The 19329-nt window shown below is 63.4% G+C and carries 14 protein-coding genes and 1 pseudogene; 13 read left to right on the top strand and 2 right to left on the bottom strand.

From position 1 onward, the window contains the following. Nucleotides 1–11: 11 nt before the first annotated feature. Complete coding sequence (gene rpsF / locus O987_RS05560; RefSeq protein ID WP_003057922.1) at nt 12–374, bottom strand: 30S ribosomal protein S6; 363 nt, start codon at nt 372–374, stop codon at nt 12–14. Between the two features lie 313 nt (nt 375–687). Here rpsF and grpE point away from each other — a divergent pair, with 313 nt between their 5' ends. From grpE to dnaJ, 3 genes are all read left to right on the top strand, one after another. Beyond that, a complete protein-coding gene (gene grpE / locus O987_RS05555) occupies nt 688–1233 on the top strand; it encodes a nucleotide exchange factor GrpE (protein WP_003057924.1) in 546 nt (181 codons plus the stop codon). Nucleotides 1234–1356: 123 nt separating this feature from the next. Further along, nucleotides 1357–3300, top strand: a complete 1944-nt coding sequence (gene dnaK, locus O987_RS05550) for a molecular chaperone DnaK (RefSeq protein WP_003057925.1) — start codon at nt 1357–1359, stop codon at nt 3298–3300. A gap of 100 nt (nt 3301–3400) precedes the next feature. Continuing rightward, nucleotides 3401–4531, top strand: coding sequence for a molecular chaperone DnaJ (gene dnaJ / locus O987_RS05545; protein WP_003057927.1), 1131 nt, complete (start codon nt 3401–3403; stop codon nt 4529–4531). Nucleotides 4532–4599: 68 nt separating this feature from the next. Here the strand turns inward: dnaJ and O987_RS05540 are convergent, their stop codons facing one another. Then, nucleotides 4600–5877, bottom strand: a complete 1278-nt coding sequence (locus O987_RS05540; RefSeq protein ID WP_172671639.1) for a tetratricopeptide repeat protein — start codon at nt 5875–5877, stop codon at nt 4600–4602. A 371-nt stretch (nt 5878–6248) separates the two neighbouring features. Between O987_RS05540 and O987_RS05535 the strand changes: the two genes are divergently transcribed. The 10 genes and pseudogenes from O987_RS05535 (at nt 6249) to trpA (ending at nt 19305) form a co-directional block, all read left to right on the top strand. After that, nucleotides 6249–7217, top strand: coding sequence for a LysR substrate-binding domain-containing protein (locus tag O987_RS05535; protein WP_043371081.1), 969 nt, complete (start codon nt 6249–6251; stop codon nt 7215–7217). Between the two features lie 57 nt (nt 7218–7274). Beyond that, complete coding sequence (leuC, locus tag O987_RS05530; protein ID WP_043371079.1) at nt 7275–8696, top strand: 3-isopropylmalate dehydratase large subunit; 1422 nt, start codon at nt 7275–7277, stop codon at nt 8694–8696. 125 nt (nt 8697–8821) lie between these two features. Further along, nucleotides 8822–9478 (top strand): 3-isopropylmalate dehydratase small subunit, encoded by a 657-nt coding sequence (gene leuD, locus O987_RS05525; protein WP_003057935.1) that lies wholly within the window; start codon nt 8822–8824, stop codon nt 9476–9478. Nucleotides 9479–9715: 237 nt separating this feature from the next. Further along, a complete protein-coding gene (leuB, locus tag O987_RS05520) occupies nt 9716–10792 on the top strand; it encodes a 3-isopropylmalate dehydrogenase (protein WP_003057936.1) in 1077 nt (358 codons plus the stop codon). Between the two features lie 373 nt (nt 10793–11165). Further along, nucleotides 11166–12278, top strand: coding sequence for an aspartate-semialdehyde dehydrogenase (gene asd / locus O987_RS05515; RefSeq protein WP_043371077.1), 1113 nt, complete (start codon nt 11166–11168; stop codon nt 12276–12278). Between the two features lie 372 nt (nt 12279–12650). Then, nucleotides 12651–15583, top strand: a pseudogene (locus O987_RS05510) (FimV/HubP family polar landmark protein). Nucleotides 15584–15623: 40 nt separating this feature from the next. Next, nucleotides 15624–16454: a tRNA pseudouridine(38-40) synthase TruA gene (gene truA, locus O987_RS05505; protein WP_003057941.1), complete on the top strand. Its 831-nt coding sequence runs from the start codon at nt 15624–15626 to the stop codon at nt 16452–16454. Between the two features lie 42 nt (nt 16455–16496). Beyond that, nucleotides 16497–17282, top strand: coding sequence for a phosphoribosylanthranilate isomerase (locus O987_RS05500; protein WP_043371076.1), 786 nt, complete (start codon nt 16497–16499; stop codon nt 17280–17282). Next, nucleotides 17207–18499 carry a tryptophan synthase subunit beta gene (trpB, locus tag O987_RS05495; protein ID WP_043371074.1) on the top strand — a complete coding sequence of 431 codons (1293 nt, stop codon included), beginning with the start codon at nt 17207–17209 and terminating at the stop codon, nt 18497–18499. Before O987_RS05500 ends, trpB begins: the two co-directional genes overlap by 76 nt. After that, the gene (gene trpA, locus O987_RS05490; protein WP_003057943.1) at nt 18496–19305 is read left to right on the top strand and encodes a tryptophan synthase subunit alpha; all 810 of its coding nucleotides are present in this window, start codon (nt 18496–18498) and stop codon (nt 19303–19305) included. The genes trpB and trpA overlap by 4 nt, the downstream gene beginning before the upstream one ends. The last annotated feature ends 24 nt before the right edge of the window (nt 19306–19329 follow it).

Raw genomic sequence — 19329 nt, 5'->3', positions numbered from 1 at the left:
GTCTGATGCTATTAAGCGTGCTCAGCCTGGTTGGCCTTGCGGGCTTCTTCGCGCTCAACGCTCTTCATCATGGCGGAAGCAGCTGTATCAGCCTTCTTCTTCTGCACAGTCAGGTGACGCAGCACGGCATCATTGAACTTGAAGGCGTGTTCCAGTTCAGCCATCACAGCCTGGTCGGCTTCGATGTTCAGGCACAGGTAGTGGGCCTTGGCGAGCTTGTTGATCATGTAGGCCAGCTGACGACGGCCCCAATCTTCTTCGCGGTGCACCTTGCCGCCACCAGCAGCAATCATGCCCTTGTAGCGCTCCAGCATCGCGGGAACTTGTTCGCTTTGATCCGGATGGATCAACAAAATGATTTCGTAATGACGCATAACGACTCCTTTTGGGTAAACGCCGCCCACTGCGTCTGTAGCGGTGCGGCAAGGCAAAACGTGAGATTCTAGCCGAGTGGCGGACTATCTGTACACTCGGGGGCCTATAAACCTGCGATTACCATCGGTCAATCAAGGCGAGAGGTCCTGAAATCACAAGCACTTACTCTCCTAGAATGCTCCGCAAATCCTGCAGGCTCACTTCAGCCGCTGCGCCCTTCGCCCTTATCGGGCGGCACAGGTCTTGAAATAGACCAGCCGGAGCGCATCTGGAAGACAGATTGTCTTAAGTTTTGAGAAACCTTCACCGACTATGACCGAGAACCACAACCCCAACACCATCAACGACGCCAGCCCCGAGGAGCTGGAAGCGGCCCTGGCAGCCAATGCGTCGGACGAACTGGGTCGTCTGCAGGCCGAGCTGGAAGAACTCAAGGCCAAGAGCGCCGAACTGGCCGATCAATACCTGCGTGCCAAGGCCGACGCCGAGAACATGCGCCGCCGCGCCGAAGAAGAAGTGACCAAGGCCCGCAAGTTCGGCATCGAGAGCTTTGCCGAAAGCCTGCTGCCCGTGATCGACAGCCTGGATGCCGCCCTGGCCATCCAGAACGCCACGCCCGAGCAGTTGCGCGAAGGCTCGGACGCCACCCTGCGCCAGCTGACTTCGGCCCTGGAACGCAACAAGGTGCAGGCCATCAACCCGGCTGCGGGCGAGAAGTTCGACCCTCACCATCACCAGGCCATCTCCATGGTTCCCGCCGACCAGCCCGCCAACACCGTGGTGGCCGTGCTGCAAAAGGGCTATGTGATCGCCGACCGCATCCTGCGTCCCGCGCTGGTGACCGTGGCCCAGGGCTGAGCTGCAAAGACACCAATAACCCCACCGTCAGGGCAAAAATTTGTGAGTGGCGGCTCTTGAAGCCGGCCGCAGTGCCCACAAGTGACGAATCAAGCAAACATTCAACAGATTACGGAGAGAATTATGGGAAAAATCATCGGTATTGACCTGGGCACCACCAACAGCTGCGTCGCCATCATGGAGGGTAACAACACCCGCGTGATCGAAAACAGCGAAGGCGCCCGTACCACCCCCTCCATCGTCGCCTATCAAGAAGACGGCGAAATCCTGGTGGGCGCATCCGCCAAGCGCCAGGCCGTCACCAACCCCAAGAACACCATTTACGCTGCCAAGCGCCTGATCGGCCGCAAGTTCGCCGAAGCCGAGGTGCAAAAGGACATCGACCTGATGCCCTTCCAGATCGTCAAGGCCGACAACGGCGACGCCTGGGTACAAGTGCGTGACCAGAAGCTGGCTCCCCCCCAGATCAGCGCCGAAGTGCTGCGCAAGATGAAGAAGACCGCCGAGGACTTCCTGGGCGAAGCCGTGACCGAGGCCGTCATCACCGTGCCCGCCTACTTCAACGACGCCCAGCGTCAGGCCACCAAGGATGCCGGCCGCATCGCCGGTCTGGAAGTCAAGCGCATCATCAACGAACCTACCGCTGCTGCCCTGGCCTTCGGCCTGGACAAGGTGGGCAAGGGCGACCGCAAGGTGGCCGTGTATGACCTGGGCGGCGGCACTTTTGACGTCTCCATCATCGAAATCGCCGACGTGGACGGCGAAAAGCAGTTCGAAGTGCTGTCGACCAACGGCGACACCTTCCTGGGCGGCGAAGACTTCGACCAGCGCATCATCAACTACATCATCGACGAGTTCAAGAAGGAACAAGGCGTTGATCTGTCCAAGGACGTGCTGGCTCTGCAGCGCCTGAAGGAAGCCGCTGAAAAGGCCAAGATCGAGCTGTCGAACTCCGCACAGACCGACATCAACCTGCCCTACATCACCGCCGATGCCACAGGTCCCAAGCACCTGAACATCAAGCTGACCCGCGCCAAGCTGGAGTCGCTGGTGGACGACCTGATCGAACGCACGATCGCGCCTTGCCGCACCGCCATCAAGGATGCAGGCATCTCGGTCTCCGACATCAACGACGTGATCCTGGTCGGCGGCATGAGCCGCATGCCCAAGGTGCAGGAAAAGGTCAAGGAATTCTTCGGCAAGGAACCCCGCAAGGACGTGAACCCCGACGAAGCCGTGGCCGTGGGCGCTGCCGTGCAGGGCCAGGTGCTGGGTGGCGAGCGCTCCGACGTGCTGCTGCTGGACGTGACTCCCCTGTCCCTGGGTATCGAGACCCTGGGCGGCGTCATGACCAAGATGATCAGCAAGAACACGACCATCCCCACCAAGTTCGCGCAGACCTTCTCCACGGCTGAAGACAACCAGCCTGCCGTGACCATCAAGGTGTTCCAGGGCGAGCGCGAGATCGCCAGCGCCAACAAGATGCTGGGCGAGTTCAACCTGGAAGGCATCCCGCCCGCTTCGCGTGGCACGCCCCAGATCGAAGTGACCTTCGACATCGACGCCAACGGCATCCTGAACGTGTCGGCCAAGGACAAGGCTTCCGGCAAGGAAAACAAGATCACCATCAAGGCGAACTCCGGCCTGTCGGAAGAAGAAATCCAGAACATGGTCAAGGATGCGGAACTGAACGCCGCCGACGACAAGAAGAAGCTGGAACTGGTGACTGCCAAGAACCAGGGCGAAGCTGCTGTTCACAGCGTCAACAAGAGCCTGGCCGAACATGGCGACAAGCTCGATGCCGCCGAAAAGGGCGCCATCGAAGCCGCCGTCAAGGAACTGGAAGAAGCGCTCAAGGGCGAGGACAAGGACGCCATCGACGCCAAGACCACGGCCCTGATGACGGCCAGCCAGAAGCTGGGCGAGAAGATGTACGCCGACGCACAGGCCGCTGGCGGTGCCCAAGCCGCTGCTGCCGCAGCCGGTGCCTCCGCCGGTGCCGGCGCCTCGGCTGCCGCTGACGACAACGTGGTTGACGCCGAAGTCAAGGAAGTCAAGAAGGACTAAGCGCGGGCAGGTCCTGGCCTCAAACCATTGACCGCTTGCCGCCGCGCCGGGCTCCCAGGAGCTGGCGCGGCGTTCCTGTTCCATCCGACCGAAAACTCACATGTCCAAACGTGACTACTATGAAGTTCTGGGCGTTGCCAAAAGCGCCTCGGACGATGACATCAAGAAGGCCTATCGCAAGCTGGCGATGAAGTACCACCCTGACCGCAATCAGGGCGACAAGGCCAAGGAAGCCGAGGAAACCTTCAAGGAGGTCAAAGAGGCCTACGAGATGCTTTCCGACAGCCAGAAACGCGCGGCCTACGACCAGTACGGCCATGCCGGCGTGGACCCCAACCGCGGCATGGGCGGCGGCGAGGGCTTCGGCGGCTTTGCCGAGGCCTTTGGCGACATCTTTGGCGATATGTTCAACGGCGGCGGCCGCGGCGGTCGCGGCGGCCGTCAGGTCTACCGTGGCAACGACCTCAGCTATTCCATGGAAATCACCCTGGAAGAAGCCGCCAAGGGCAAGGATGCACAGATCCGCATTCCGAGCTGGGACAGCTGCGACACCTGCAGTGGCAGCGGCGCCAAGCCCGGCACCAGCACCAAGACCTGCTCCACCTGCAACGGCATGGGCACGGTGCAGATGCGCCAGGGCTTTTTCAGCGTGCAGCAGACCTGCCCGCACTGCCGTGGCACGGGCAAGATCATTCCCGAGCCCTGCACATCCTGCGGCGGCCAGGGCAAGGTCAAGCGCCAGAAGACGCTGGAAGTGAAGATTCCCGCCGGCATCGACGACGGCATGCGCATCCGCTCGGCCGGCAACGGCGAGCCCGGCACCAATGGCGGCCCGGCAGGCGACCTCTATATCGAGATTCGCGTCAAGGATCACGACATCTTCGAGCGCGATGGCGACGATCTGCACTGCAATGTCCCCGTGAGCTTCATCACCGCCGCCCTGGGTGGCGAGATCGAAGTGCCCACGCTGCAGGGCAAGGCGGCGATCGACATCCCCGAAGGCACGCAAGCCGGCAAGCAGTTCCGCCTGCGCGGCAAGGGCATCAAGGGCATTCGCTCCAGCTACCCCGGCGATCTCTACTGCCACATCGTGGTGGAGACCCCGGTCAAGCTCACCGAGTACCAGCGCAAGCTGCTCAAGGATCTGGATGAATCGCTCAAGAAAGGCGGCTCCAAGCATTCGCCCAGTGGCGAGAGCTGGACGGATCGCCTGAAGAGCTTCTTCAGCTAAGCACTGACGCTCCACAAGAAAAGCCCATCGGCCATGCGCCTGATGGGCTTTTTTTCAGGGGACGGGAATCACTCCTTGCCCGGCTTCCAGCTGCGCACCTCGCGCTGAACCTTCAGCCGCTCCGACGGGCTCAATGCCTGCTCGGCCACCTGCATGCGGCTTTGCAGCGAGGGATCCTTGACCTGGGCGATGGTCAGCCAGAAATAGGCCCTGCCCATGTCCTTCTGCACTCCCTGGCCGCTGGCATACATGGCCGCCAGATTCGACTGCGCCAGCGTGTAGCCCTGCTTGGCTGCGCGATCGAACCAGCGCGCCGCCTGGCCTGCATCCTGCGCCACGCCCTGGCCGTTGGCATAGAGAAAACCCAGAGACGACTGCGCCGCCGCGTTGCCCTGGCCGGCAGACTTCTCCAGCCAGCGTGCAGCGCGCGTCAGATCCTGGGGCACCAGAGCACCCACGGCATAAATCATGCCGGCGTTGTACTGGGCATCGGCATGGCCTTTCTCGGCCGCCTGCTCAAACCATTGCAGGGCGGCACGCCCGTCTTCCTTGACGCCCCGGCCGCTGGAGAGCATCACGCCCAGACTGTACTGACCCGCAGCCTCGCCACTTTTGGCCGAGCGCTCGAACCATTGCACGGCCTGCGCATCGTCTGCGGCCACGCCACGCCCCTCGGCATACATCAGCCCCAGATTGTTCTGCGCAATGCCATCGCCCTGATCTGCCGCCTTGCGGTACCAGCTCACGGCCTGCGCCTCGTCCAGCGTCACACCCCGCCCATTCGCGTAAAGCACCCCCAGATCGGATTGCGCAGGCGCATAGCCCTGCTCGGCCGACTGGCGGTACCAGTGCACGGCCTGGGCCAGATCCTGGTTCACGCCCTTGCCGAAACGATAGCGCGAGCCCAGCAGATACTGGGCCTTGGCATCGCCCGTCTGGGCTTCGGCACGCATGGCGGCCAGCTCCTTGGCATCCTCGGCCTGATTGTTTCTGGCCTCCGGCGTCCAATGCTCGCGGCCCAGCGGAGCGGCTGCCGCAGCACCGGCTGCCGCAGCCCCGGCCGCCGCCGCATGGCGACCGGCACGCCCTTTCTTGCCGGCCTTGGCTGCTGAAGATTTGGCAGCGCCTGAAGTCGTGCTCTTGGCGGGCTTGGACGATTTGGCTGGCGCGGCCGCGCTGGACTTGGCCGGGGTCTTGCCCTTGGCCGCAGCCGGCAGGGCCATGCCACCACCCAGCGCCAGGGCCGCCGCCAGCAGGCAGGCATGGCCCCAGCAGCGGCTGCGGTTCAAGAGGGGTGCCCCGGCCGAAGCCAGGGCTGGCAACTCGGAAGGCTCACTGTCGGACATCGGATGGTTCGGAACTCTCATAACTCACATTTTTGCAGCGAATAGCGGTACTTCCAGGCTGCTTTACTGACGATTTACTTTGTAAAAAATGCGGGACCCTGGCGCCGGGAAGACCTCCCGCGCCCCAAGGCCGGGTCGGGCCTGCACGATTCCAGTATCTAGAGCCTGCGCTATGAAAATGCAAGTACGCGAAACCGGCAAATGCCACATTGCTGCTCCGGCTCATGCCAAGTCATCGCAAAACAAGAAATCACCCATCGTCAAAATTTACCCATCGCCAACCAAGACATCTCATTCAAAGATGGATTCACCTGAATTAATCGGTAAAAATGCTGAAAACTTCTCGAAACGAGAAGACTTGAGCCTACCCCATGAAGAATTCAGAGCGCAGTTTTGCGCGCCGCATCGATCTCACCTCGCTTCAGCTGTTCGTCGCCGTGTGCGAACTGGGCAGCATTGGCCGCGCCGCTGAACGCGAGTTCATTGCGGCCTCGGCCGTCAGCAAGCGCCTGTCCGACCTGGAAGCGACGGTGGATACCGCCCTGCTCTATCGCCACAGCCGCGGCGTGACGCTGACGCCGGCTGGCGAAAGTCTGCTGCACCATGCCCGCAATGTGCTGTACGGGCTGGAGCGCATGCAGGGCGAGCTCTCCGAATACGCCGACGGCGTGCGCGGCCATGTGCGCATGCACGCCAATATGTCGGCCATCGTGCAGTTTCTGCCCGAGGACCTGGGGGCGTTTGCACGCGAGCACAGCCAGATCAAGATCGACCCGCAGGAACACCTGAGCCCCGACGTGCTGAGTGCGGTGGCCGAGGGCACGGCCGATATCGGCATCTGCACGCTGGGCAATATCAGAAGCAGCGAAGGCCAGCAGGCCACCGTGCAACTGAGCCAGGGCAATGTGCCGCTGCAATACCGCAGCTATCGCGAAGACAGGCTGGTCGTCGTCGTGCCCGAGCGCCATGCCTTGGCCGATCGCGAGAGCGTGGCCTTCACGGAAGTGCTGGAATGGGACATCGTCGGCCTGCATGCGGGCTCCTCCATCAGCCTGGCCATGCGCTCTGCCGCGGCTCAGGCCGGCCACCCGCTGCACCAGCGCATCCAGGTCACCAGCCTGGACGCCATGTGCCGCATGATCGACAACGGCCTGGGGCTGGGCCTGCTGCCCGACCGCGCATTCGAGCTGATGCATGGCGTGGGCCATCTGCGCGCCCTGCGGCTCACCGACGACTGGGCACACCGCGAACTCTGCGTGGTGGCGCGCGACTTTGAAGCGTTGCCGGTGACCACCCGCCTGCTGGTCGATCACCTCTGCCCTGCCAGTGCCAAAGCTTGAAACATCGCATCAAGCAACAACAGAATTCTCCCAACAAACCAACCTCACGAGACCACCATGGGACGCACCCTCTACGACAAGATTTTTGACGAGCACGTCGTTCACACCGAGGAAGACGGCACCTCTGTCCTCTATATCGACCGCCATCTGGTGCATGAAGTCACCAGCCCCCAGGCCTTCGAAGGCCTGCGCATGGCCGGGCGAAAGCTGTGGCGCGTCAGCTCGGTCGTGGCCACGGCCGACCACAACACCCCCACCGACGGCTGGGAGCGCGGCTATGACGGCATTGCCGACCCCATCAGCAAGGAACAGATCACCACGCTGAACAGCAATATTGCCGAGTTCGGCTTGGCGGCCTTCTTTCCCTTCATGGACAAGGGCCAGGGCATTGTTCACGTCATGGGCCCCGAGCAAGGCGCGACCCTGCCCGGCATGACCGTGGTCTGCGGCGACAGCCACACCTCCACCCATGGTGCTTTCGGCGCGCTGGCCCATGGCATCGGTACCTCCGAGGTCGAGCATGTGATGGCCACCCAGACCCTGCTGGCCAAGAAGGCCAAGAACATGCTGGTGCAGGTCAACGGCAAGGTCGCTCCCGGCATCACCGCCAAGGACATCGTGCTGGCCATCATCGGCAAGATTGGCACCGCCGGCGGCACGGGCTACACCATCGAGTTTGCCGGCGAAGCCATCCGCGACCTGAGCGTGGAAGGCCGCATGACGGTCTGCAACATGGCCATCGAAGGCGGCGCTCGCGCCGGTCTCGTCGCCGTGGACGACAAGACCATCAACTACATCAAGGGCCGCCCCCTGGCGCCCACGGGCGGCGAGTGGGATGCCGCCGTCAGCTACTGGAAGACACTGCATTCCGACGCCGATGCGAAGTTCGACCGCGTGGTGGAGCTGAACGCCGCCGACATCGTGCCGCAGGTGACCTGGGGCACCAGCCCTGAAATGGTGCTGGGCATCGATGCCGCCGTTCCCGATCCCGACAAGGAAAAGGACTCCAACAAGCGCGGTGCCATCGAACGTGCGCTGACCTATATGGCACTGGAACCCGGCAAGCCCATCAACGACATCTTTGTCGACAAGGTGTTCATCGGCTCCTGCACCAACAGCCGCATCGAAGACATGCGCGAAGCCGCGGCCATGGTCAAGAACCTGGGCCAGAAGGTCGCCAAGAACATCAAGCTGGCCATGGTGGTGCCCGGCTCCGGCCTGGTCAAGGAACAGGCCGAGCGCGAAGGCCTGGACCAGATCTTCAAGGCCGCCGGCTTTGAATGGCGCGAACCCGGCTGCTCCATGTGCCTGGCCATGAACGCCGACCGCCTGGAGCCCGGCGAGCGCTGTGCGTCGACCTCGAACCGCAACTTCGAAGGCCGTCAGGGCGCCGGTGGCCGCACCCACCTCGTCAGCCCCGCCATGGCCGCTGCGGCAGCCATCCACGGCCACTTTGTCGACATCCGTCAATTTGCGTAACCCCCTGAGTCGCTGCGCGCCTTCCCCCAAGGGGGACGACGGCCTTTGCTGCGGGACGGCCCTTGCTGGCCGTCTCTGATGCAAGACGCGAACGTCGCCAAGACTGAAGATTCTGGAATCACACCATGCAAAAATTCACCGTGCACAAGGGCCTTGTCGCCCCCATGGACCGCGAGAACGTCGACACCGACGCCATCATTCCCAAGCAGTTCCTGAAGTCCATCAAGAAGACCGGCTTCGGCCCCAACCTGTTTGACGAATGGCGCTATCTGGACCAGCCCGGCCAGCCCGGCGTACCCGAAGCCGACCGCAAGCCCAACCCCGACTTCGTGCTCAACCAGCCCCGCTTCAAGGGCGCCAGCATCCTGATCGCGCGCAAGAACTTCGGCTGCGGCTCCAGCCGCGAGCACGCGCCCTGGGCCCTGGACCAGTACGGTTTCCGCGCCATCCTGGCCCCCAGCTTTGCCGACATCTTCTTCAACAACAGCTTCAAGAACGGTCTGCTGCCCATCGTGCTGCCCGAGGCCACGATCGACCAGCTGTTCAACGACGTCGCGGCCTTCCCCGGCTACGAGCTGACCATCGACCTGGAGCGCCAGGTGATCCTGAGGCCCCAGGGCGAAGAGATCGCCTTCGACGTCATCGCCTTTCGCAAGTACTGCCTGCTCAACGGCTTCGACGATATCGGCCTGACCATGCGCCATGCCGACAAGATCAAGGCCTTCGAAGCCGAGCGCCTGGCACAAAAGCCCTGGCTGGCGCATACGTTGATTCAGAAGTAACCCCCTGAGCCGCTGCGCGGCTTCCCCCTTTCTCGATGCGTTGCATCGGAAGGGGGACGGCATCTTCGCTGCGGGGCGGCCCTTGCTTGATGCCCCTTGTTTGGGGCGTGCTTGTTTTTAGGTTGCTACCCATAAATGAGCTGCTTGCGCCTTCTATTCATGCATATCAGCATTAATTCAATCTGAAATCTATGAATAACAGGCGCTAGTAGCTATCAAATTAATCAAAGGAACATCATGAAGATTGCAGTTTTGCCCGGTGATGGCATCGGTCCCGAAATCGTCGCGGAAGCCGTCAAGGTGCTTGAGGCCCTGAATCTGGGTCTGGAGATGGAAACCGCTCCCGTGGGCGGCGCCGGCTACGAAGCTGCCGGCCACCCCCTGCCTCCCGCCACGCTGAAGCTGGCCCAGGAAGCCGACGCGATCCTGTTCGGTGCCGTGGGCGACTGGAAGTACGACACGCTGGACCGCCCCCTGCGTCCCGAGCAGGCCATTCTGGGCCTGCGCAAGGCCCTGGGCCTGTTCGCCAACTTCCGTCCCGCCATCTGCTACAAGGAACTGACCCACGCTTCCAGCCTCAAGCCCGAGCTGGTGGCGGGCCTGGACATCCTCATCATCCGCGAGTTGACCGGCGACATCTACTTCGGCCAGCCGCGCGGCCGCCGTGTGGCTCCCGACGGCCATTTCCCCGGCGCCGAGGAAGCCTTCGACACCATGCGCTACACACGCCCCGAGATCGAGCGCATCGCCCATGTCGCCTTCCAGGCCGCCCAGAAGCGCAGCAAGCGCGTGACCAGCGTGGACAAGGCCAATGTGCTGGAAACCTTCCAGCTGTGGAAGGACGTGGTCAGCGAAGTCGCCAAGCAGTACCCCGACGTGGCCCTGGACCATATGTATGTGGACAACGCCGCCATGCAACTGGTCAAGGAACCCAAGCGCTTCGACGTGGTGGTGACCGGCAATATGTTCGGCGACATCCTCTCCGACGAAGCCTCCATGCTGACCGGCTCCATCGGCATGCTGCCCAGCGCCAGCCTGAACGACAAGAAGCAAGGCCTGTACGAACCCAGCCACGGCTCGGCTCCCGACATCGCCGGCAAGGGCATCGCCAACCCGCTGGCCACCATTCTGTCGGCCGCCATGATGCTGCGCTTCAGCCTGGGCCAGGAAGCAGCCGCCCAGAAGATCGAAGCCGCCGTGCAAAAAGTGCTGGCCGACGGCCTGCGCACTGCCGACATCTACAGCGAAGGCACGACCAAGGTCAGCACCCGTGAAATGGGCGATGCCGTGGTCAAGGCCCTGGCCAGCGTCTGAGGCACCGAAACCGCTGAAGCCCAGCCGCCGCCGTAAGCGGCGGCTTTGGGTTTGACGCAAATTTCGGCACCAAATAAAACAAAACGTCAAAAATAAATCATTTATTTCGACGTTTTGACTAGAGTTTCAAGCGCTTTTAGTTCTTCAAGCTTTTTCTCTAGTCGCTAGAATGACGACTCTTATGTTTGCCGCACGCACCTTCGCTCCCGAAATCGTCACACCCGCAAAGACTGCCGGTGTGAATGCGCGCGCAATCACCATTAAGACGATTACAGGCTGACCCAGCCCGGTTCGTCGCGCGCCCCTTCCGGCCCTGACGAGCCGGCCGAAGCAGTCTCAAGCTACTGTTTTCAAAACTGAAAGGGCGTTTCAAATGAGCAAGCAATTGGTAGGTTTGGTGGGCTGGCGCGGCATGGTCGGCTCCGTGCTGATGGACCGTATGCAGGCCGAAGGCGACTTCGCACTGATCGAGCCCGTGTTCTTCTCCACCTCCAATGCCGGCGGCAGGGCTCCGGCCATGGCCACCGTGCACACCGAGCTGAAGGACGCCAACGACATCGCCGAGCTGTCCAAGTGCGACATCATCATCACCTGCCAGGGTGGCGACTACACCAAGGAAGTCTTCCCCAAGATCCGCGCTGCCGGCTGGAACGGTCACTGGATTGACGCGGCCTCCTCGCTGCGCATGGAGGGCGACGCCGTCATCGTGCTGGACCCCGTCAACGACGACCTGATCCAGCAAAAGCTGGCCGCCGGCGGCAAGAACTGGATCGGCGGCAACTGCACCAACTCCATCCTGCTGATGGGTCTGGGCGGTCTGTTCAAGGCCGGTCTGGTGGAATGGGTCTCTTCCATGACCTACCAGGCCGCATCGGGCGGTGGTGCCAACCATATGCGCGAGCTGCTCAAGGGCATGGGCGTGGTGCACGCCGCCGTCGCCGACGAGCTGGCGACTCCTGCTTCGGCGATTCTGGAAATCGACCGCAAGGTCGCCCAGACCATCCGCGAAGATGTACCCACCGAATTCTTCGGCGCGCCCCTGGCCGGCGGCCTGATCCCCTGGATCGACGCGCAGCTGCCCAACGGCCAGTCCAAGGAAGAATGGAAGGGCCAGGCCGAAGTCAACAAGATTCTCGGCACCGAAGCCACCATCCCCGTCGACGGCCTGTGCGTGCGCATTGGCGCCATGCGCTGCCACAGCCTGGCTCTGACCCTGAAGCTGAAGAAGGATCTGCCCCTGGAAGAGATCGAAGCCCTGATCAAGGCCGGCAATCCCTGGGTCAAGTTCGTGGCCAACGACCGCGCCGAGACCGTCAAGGAGCTGACTCCTGCTGCCACCACCGGCGGCCTGGAAGTGGCCGTGGGTCGCGTGCGCAAGCTGAACATGGGCCCCGAGTACGTCTCGGCCTTCGTGATCGGCGACCAGTTGCTGTGGGGTGCTGCAGAGCCTCTGCGCCGCATGCTGCGCATCCTGCTGGCAGCCTGATACCGGCCGCCATCAAGCCGCCTGACGGCTTGATCCAGCGCAGCAAAGCGCCGGTCATCCCCGTGATGACTGGCGCTTTTTTCATCCCCGGGCTCCGGGCTTGGGCGACAATTGCCCGCTTATTCGGGCGAATGCAAACCGTCAGCCAACCTACATTAGGTTTCATCTCGTTGCCAATCGACAACAATTCAGCGCCTTGCCAGCCATGCTTTTGCTCACATTGCAATAGCGTCGTTGACAATGCAAACTGTGTCCGCCGGCCCGAGAGACCTTTGCCGCCTGCTGGAATTTCCAATTTTTTATGTGCACCGCAGCCACAAACCCGATCAAGAACAAGAGGGCTGTAGGCTGCACGAATCAAGTCTGAGCCCTATGCAACGCTGGAAACTCTCTGCGCTAGCCGCAGCCACCCTCGCACTGTCAAGCCTCTCGGCCACCGATGCATGGGCATTGGCATTGGGGCGCATCACGGTGCAGTCGGCTCTGGGTGAGCCTCTGCGTGCCGAGGTTGAAATCCCTCAGCTCAGCGCTGCCGAAGCCGACAGCCTGCAGGCGGCCATTGCATCGCCAGCCGCCTTCCGCGCCCAGGGCATGGAATTCACAGGCACTGCCAATTCGGTGCGCGTGCAGGTGCAAAAGCGCGCCAACGGCACGGCCGTGCTCAAGCTCAGCAGCTTTCAGCCGGTCAACGATCCCTTTGTCGATCTGGTGATCGATGCCAACTGGGCATCGGGCAAGCTGCAGCGCAACTACACCTTGCTGCTTGACCCCCCGGCAACGCGCCGCCCTGCTCCTGCGCCCACCACTGCGGCTCAGGCCACGCCTGCCGCGGTGCCTGCACCAGCGCCAGCACGTGCCGCCGTGACCACACGGGCTGCCTCCAGCCCTGTCGGCACCACCGGCCGGGACCTGCGCAATGACCGCGACCAGGACGAAGCCGCTGCGAAGCCGCTGCGCAAGCGCCAGGCCGCCGCTGCAGCACCTGCTGGCGGTGACGAAGTCCGCGTCAGAACCGGCGACACCGCCGGACGCCTTGCTGCGGCACACAAGCCCGCAGGCGTCTCGCTTGACCAGATGCTGGTGGCCATGCTGCGCAGCAACCCCCAGGCCTTCGTCAATGGCAACATCAACCGCATGCGCAGCGGCGTCGTGGTTCAGATGCCCGATCAGGCAGCGGCCCAGGCCACCTCGGCCAAGGAAGCACGCCAGATCATGGCGGCCCAGTCTCAGGATTTCAACCAGTTCCGCCGTCAACTCGCAGGCGTTGCACCTGTGGCCACCGTGGAAGCCGCGTCGCGCAGCGCCTCCGGCCAGGTTCAGGCCCATGTCGCAGATGCCAAGGCCGCTACCGCCGCCCCCGACAAGCTGACCCTGTCCAAGGGTTCCGTCAAGGGCGTTGCCGCCGACGAGCAGATGGCCCAGCAAAAGCAGGCTGCCGACCAGTCTGCGCGCGCCGATGAACTCAAGCGCAATATGGCCGAGCTGAGCCAGATTGCGGCCGCCACCAAACCCGCCGGTACGGCTGCAGCTCCCGCGGCTGGCACGCCGGCAGCAGCTGCGCCTGCGGCAGGCCCCAGCGTCGCCGTGCCAGCGACCGGTGCCGCCAATGTGGCAGCGCCTGCTTCAGCTCCGGTTGCCGCTGCAACACCTGCAGCACCAGCCCCGGCGCCGGCTGTGGCAGCCGATGCTGTGGCAGCCACAGCTGCGGCCGCTGGCGCTGCACCAGCCGAGGCCGGCAAGCCTGGCGACGCTGCGGCCGCACCGGAGGCACAAGCCGCAGCCGAGCCTGCAGCGCCTGCACCGGCACCGGTTGCCCCCCCAAGCCTGTGGCGGCACCTGCCCCCATTCCCGAAGAGCCCAGCTTTATCGACAGCCTGATGGAAGATCCCACCATCCCGCTGGCAGGCGCGGCACTGCTGGCCTTGCTGCTGGGCTATGGCGGCTACCGTGTTTCCCAGCGTCGCAAGGCCGCTGCGGCAAGCGCGGACAGCACGCTGGGCGACAGCCAGCTGTCGGCGGACTCCTTCTTCGGCGCCAGCGGCGGCCAGCGCGTGGACACCACGACCAGCAGCAGCCAGATGTCGGGCCAGTCCATGCAGTACTCTCCCAGCCAGCTCGACGCCGGAGATGTGGACCCGCTGGCTGAAGCCGATGTCTACCTGGCCTATGGCCGCGACCTGCAGGCCGAGGAAATCCTCAAGGAAGCGCTGCGCACCGACCCCAACCGCCTGGTGCTGCACCAGAAGCTGGCTGAAATCTATGCCAAGCGCCATGACCGCATGGCCTACGCCTCGGTTGCCAACAACGTCTTTGCGCTGACCCAGGGCAAGGGCCCCGAATGGCAGCGACTGGCCGATCAGGGCCGCATCCTGGACCCCGACAATCTGACCTACCAGCTGGGCGGCGCTCCCCAGCCGCAAGCAGGCACAGCGGCTGCGCCCAACACCTTCAGCCCCACCGCCCCATCGACCGCGCTGCAAGGCGGCGTGGCCGCAGCCGTAGGCTTCGGTTCGGCATTGGCTGCTGCACAGGCCGCCGAAGCGGCGGCCAGCCGCGAAGGCCCTCCGACGGAGCCAGCCGGCATGGACTTCGACATGGATCTGGAACTGCCAGCAGGCCTGCCCGACACCGCGGCCAGCGCAGCGCCCGTGGCCTCCGAGCCCGTTTCCTTGCCCAACGAGCAGGATTTCGCGGCACTGGCACAGTGGGACACCCCTGTCAGCGCATCCGAGCCGGCACCCGCAGCAGACAATGGCCTGAACCTCAACCTCGACGATCTGGCTTCGTTCAGCCTGCCCGCCACGGCCTCTCAGGCTCCGGCACCCGTCACAGCCCCGGCTCCCGCCGAGCCAGGCCCCCTGAATGCCCTCGAGTTCGACCTCGACAGCTTCGCCCTGCCCTCGCAATCCCAGCCTGAGCCGGAAAGCGGACAGGAAACGACTCCGCTGGAGCTCTCTTCCAGCCAGGAGGGCCCTGGCGCAGAGCAGGACATCGAAGCGCTGACCTTGCAGCAGCCTGCCGAGGAGAGCGACAGCCCCGCCGCCGCTTCTGCACAACCCGAGGTGACCTTCGACCTCAGCGGCCTGTCGCTGGACCTGGGCACCTCCGACGACACCGCAACCATCGATGCCGTGCCGGCGCCCTCCGAACCCGAGGACCCGCTGGCAACCAAGCTGGCCCTGGCCGAAGAGTTCAATGCCATCGGCGACAGCGACGGAGCGCGTACACTGATCGAGGAAGTGATCGCCGAGGCCCATGGCGATCTCAAGGCCAAGGCTCACAGCCTTCTCTCTCAGATTGGTTGATTGATTTGATGCATTCAGACCCCGCGCCGGGAGCCATGCCATGCGCATAGCTCTTGGCGTCAGCTACAACGGTCAGGCCTATCGCGGCTGGCAAAGCCAACCCGATGGCAACACCGTACAAGACAAACTCGAAGCGGCCCTGGGCCGCTTTGCTGCTCAAGAAGTCTCCACCATCTGTGCCGGTCGCACCGATTCGGGTGTGCACGGCCTGATGCAGGTCGTGCACTTTGACACCGGGCTGCAGCGCACACCCAACTCCTGGGTGCGCGGCACCAACACCTTTCTGCCCAAGGACATTGCCGTGCAATGGGCGGCCGAGGTGGCCGACGGCCCGGATGGCTTCCATTCCCGCGCCTGTGCCACCGCACGTCGCTATGCCTATGTGCTGCTGCAGTCTCCCGTGCGCCCCAGCGTGGACCAGGGCCGGGTCGGCTGGGTGTTTCAGACGCTGGATGCGCAGCGCATGCGCGCAGCCGCCGATCTGCTGCTGGGCGAGCATGATTTTTCGTCCTTTCGCGCCGCGGGCTGCCAGGCCAAGAGCCCGGTCAAGACCCTGCGCCGCATCGACATCCACTACCGCCCCGCTGGCCAGGCCCCCATGCGCGACACGCAGATGCAATGCGGCTACTGGCGCTTCGAGTTCGAGGGCAGCGCTTTTCTGCACCACATGATCCGCAACATCATGGGCTGCCTGATCTACGTGGGCCAGGGCTCCAAGCCCGTGGAATGGATGCAGCAGGTGCTGGAAGCACGCTCGCGCGAGGTGGCCGCCCCCACCTTCTCCCCTGACGGCCTGTACTTTCTCGGCCCCATTTACGATACACGCTGGGGTCTGCCTGCCGACACACCCCCGTTTGCCTGGCTGCCCTGAGCGGCCACCTGCCAACGATTGCTGCAACGCCAGGGATTAGTCATGCCTTCACTTGCCTCCCGCACCCGCATCAAGATCTGCGGCCTGACCCGCGAGCAGGATGTCGACACCGCGGTGGCCGCCGGCGCCGATGCCATCGGCTTCGTGCTCTATGCGCCAAGCCCGCGTGCCGTGACGCTGCAGCGCGCGGCCGAGCTGGCCCGGCGACTGCCACCCTTTGTCACACCTGTTTTGCTCTTTGTGAATGAAACAGCTACCAATGTGATAGCTGCCTGCGACCAGATACCAAACGCCTGCGTGCAATTTCACGGTGATGAATCGGCAACGGATTGCGAAGCCTCCACCCGGGGCGTCCAGCCCTGGTTGCGCGCGGCGCGCATACCCCTTGGAGACGATGCGGCCCAGTTTGACCTCGTAGAATATGCCCAACGTTATTCAAAGGCCCAAGCCATCCTTCTCGACGCCCATGTCGATGGTTATGGTGGCGGCGGCAAGGCATTCAATTGGTCACTTCTGCCAACAAGCGTCGACTCTCACCTCGTTTTGTCTGGTGGACTCACGCCTGCAAACGTGACCGATGGCATCTTGCAAGTGCGCCCTCGCGGGTTGTCTCTGGCCGTTGATGTGAGCTCTGGTGTCGAGGCCGACGGCCCCGACGGCAAGCCCCTCAAAGGCATCAAGGATGCCCACAAGATTCACCGCTTCATTGCTGCCGTACGCGCAGCTGATGCCCAAATTTTGCAGACTGACACATGTTTGAATACCAGTATCCCGACGCCCACGGCCATTTCGGCCGCTACGGCGGCAGCTTCGCCAGCGAAACCCTGACCCACGCCCTCACCGAGTTGCGTGAGGCCTACGCAAAGTATCAGAACGACCCCGAATTCATTGCCGAATTCCAGTCCGAGCTGGCCCACTACGTAGGCCGTCCCTCGCCCGTCTATCACGCCTCGCGCATGAGCCGAGAAATGGGCGGCGCGCAGATCTATCTGAAGCGCGAGGACCTCAACCACACGGGCGCACACAAGATCAACAATGTGATCGGCCAGGCCATGCTCGCCAAGCGCATGGGCAAGCCGCGCATCATTGCCGAGACAGGCGCCGGCCAGCACGGCGTAGCCACGGCCACCATCTGTGCGCGTTACGGCCTCGAGTGCATCGTCTACATGGGTGCCGAGGACGTGAAGCGCCAAAGCCCCAATGTCTACCGCATGAAGCTGCTGGGCGCGACCGTGGTGCCCGTGGAGTCCGGCTCCCGAACGCTCAAGGATGCGCTCAACGAAGCCATGCGCGACTGGGTTGCCAATGTGGACAACACCTTCTACATCATCGGTACCGTGGCCGGCCCCCACCCCTACCCCATGATGGTGCGCGACTTCCAGAAGGTCATCGGCAACGAGTGCCTGACGCAGATGCCCGAGTTCCTGGGCGCCGACACACAGCCCGATGCCGTGGTCGCCTGCGTGGGCGGCGGCAGCAACGCCATGGGCATCTTCTACCCTTATATCCCCTACGAGAACACCAAGCTGTTCGGCGTGGAAGCGGCGGGCGAGGGCCTGGAATCCGGCAAGCACTCGGCCTCGCTGCAAAAAGGCAGCTCGGGCGTGCTGCATGGCAACCGCACCTTCATCCTGCAGGACGAAAACGGCCAGATCACCGAGACTCACTCGGTGAGCGCCGGCCTGGATTACCCCGGCGTGGGTCCCGAACATGCCTGGCTGCAGGAAATCGGTCGTGCCCAGTACGTGGGCATTACCGACCAGGAAGCGCTGGACGCCTTCCACTACCTGTGCCGCGCCGAGGGCATCATCCCGGCTCTGGAGTCCAGCCACGCCGTGGCCTATGCCATGAAGCTGGCCAAGACCATGCGCGCCGACCAGTCCATTCTCGTCAGCCTCTCCGGCCGCGGCGACAAGGACATCGGCACCGTGGCCGACCTGTCGGGTGCCGAATACTTCGACCGTCCTTCCATGCGCGGTCTCACCGTCAAGGGCGCTCCCGGACATGATGCAGCCAAGGCTGCCGCAGGGGGCAACAAGTTATGAGCCGAATCACCGCCACTTTCAGCAAGCTCAAGGAAGAAGGCCGCAAGGCCTTGATTCCCTATGTGACAGCAGGCTTCCCGTTCGCCGCCATCACCCCTCCCCTCATGCACGGCATGGTGGAAGCCGGTGCCGACGTGATCGAGCTGGGCGTGCCCTTCTCCGACCCCATGGCCGACGGCCCCACCATCCAGCGCGCAGGCGACAAGGCCATCGCCAACGGCGTGGGCCTGAGCCAGGTGCTGGCCTATGTGGCCGAGTTCCGCAAAAAGGACCAGACCACGCCCGTGGTGCTCATGGGCTATGCCAACCCCTTGGAGCGCTACGACCAGATCCATGGCGAAGATGCCTTTGTCAGCCATGCCGCCGCAGCCGGCGTCGATGGCGTACTGATCGTGGACTATCCGCCCGAGGAATGCGAGGAGTTCGCCGCCAAGCTCAAGGCCCGCGACATGGACCTGATCTTCCTGCTGGCGCCCACCAGCACGCAGGAGCGCATGCAACAGGTGGCGCGCGTGGCCAGCGGCTACGTCTACTATGTCTCGCTCAAGGGCGTGACCGGTTCGGGCGCTCTGGACACCTCGGCCGTGGAGGCCATGCTGCCGCGCATTCGCCAGCATGTCAGCGTGCCCGTGGGCGTGGGTTTCGGCATTCGCGATGCCCAGACCGCACAGACCGTGGGCCAGGTAGCCGACGCCGTCATCATCGGCAGCCGCATCATTGACCTGCTCGACAACCAGCCCCACGAGAAGATCGTGCCTCTGGCAATAGACTTTCTGCGTGGTGTGCGAAAGGCTCTCGACGCATAATGCACCCCTAGAAATTAGCCACCC

Source organism: Comamonas testosteroni TK102 (assembly GCF_000739375.1).
GTDB lineage: Bacteria > Pseudomonadota > Gammaproteobacteria > Burkholderiales > Burkholderiaceae_C > Comamonas > Comamonas brasiliensis.
This window is presented reverse-complemented; position numbering and strand designations above follow the sequence as displayed.

What these genes read in the sequence shown, in the direction of transcription:
- rpsF (WP_003057922.1), bottom strand. Translation starts at nt 374, where the DNA reads ATGCGTCATTACGAAATCATTTTGTTGATCCATCCGGATCAAAGCGAA.
- grpE (WP_003057924.1), top strand. Translation starts at nt 688, where the DNA reads ATGACCGAGAACCACAACCCCAACACCATCAACGACGCCAGCCCCGAG.
- dnaK (WP_003057925.1), top strand. Translation starts at nt 1,357, where the DNA reads ATGGGAAAAATCATCGGTATTGACCTGGGCACCACCAACAGCTGCGTC.
- dnaJ (WP_003057927.1), top strand. Translation starts at nt 3,401, where the DNA reads ATGTCCAAACGTGACTACTATGAAGTTCTGGGCGTTGCCAAAAGCGCC.
- O987_RS05540 (WP_172671639.1), bottom strand. Translation starts at nt 5,877, where the DNA reads ATGTCCGACAGTGAGCCTTCCGAGTTGCCAGCCCTGGCTTCGGCCGGG.
- O987_RS05535 (WP_043371081.1), top strand. Translation starts at nt 6,249, where the DNA reads ATGAAGAATTCAGAGCGCAGTTTTGCGCGCCGCATCGATCTCACCTCG.
- leuC (WP_043371079.1), top strand. Translation starts at nt 7,275, where the DNA reads ATGGGACGCACCCTCTACGACAAGATTTTTGACGAGCACGTCGTTCAC.
- leuD (WP_003057935.1), top strand. Translation starts at nt 8,822, where the DNA reads ATGCAAAAATTCACCGTGCACAAGGGCCTTGTCGCCCCCATGGACCGC.
- leuB (WP_003057936.1), top strand. Translation starts at nt 9,716, where the DNA reads ATGAAGATTGCAGTTTTGCCCGGTGATGGCATCGGTCCCGAAATCGTC.
- asd (WP_043371077.1), top strand. Translation starts at nt 11,166, where the DNA reads ATGAGCAAGCAATTGGTAGGTTTGGTGGGCTGGCGCGGCATGGTCGGC.
- truA (WP_003057941.1), top strand. Translation starts at nt 15,624, where the DNA reads ATGCGCATAGCTCTTGGCGTCAGCTACAACGGTCAGGCCTATCGCGGC.
- O987_RS05500 (WP_043371076.1), top strand. Translation starts at nt 16,497, where the DNA reads ATGCCTTCACTTGCCTCCCGCACCCGCATCAAGATCTGCGGCCTGACC.
- trpB (WP_043371074.1), top strand. Translation starts at nt 17,207, where the DNA reads ATGTTTGAATACCAGTATCCCGACGCCCACGGCCATTTCGGCCGCTAC.
- trpA (WP_003057943.1), top strand. Translation starts at nt 18,496, where the DNA reads ATGAGCCGAATCACCGCCACTTTCAGCAAGCTCAAGGAAGAAGGCCGC.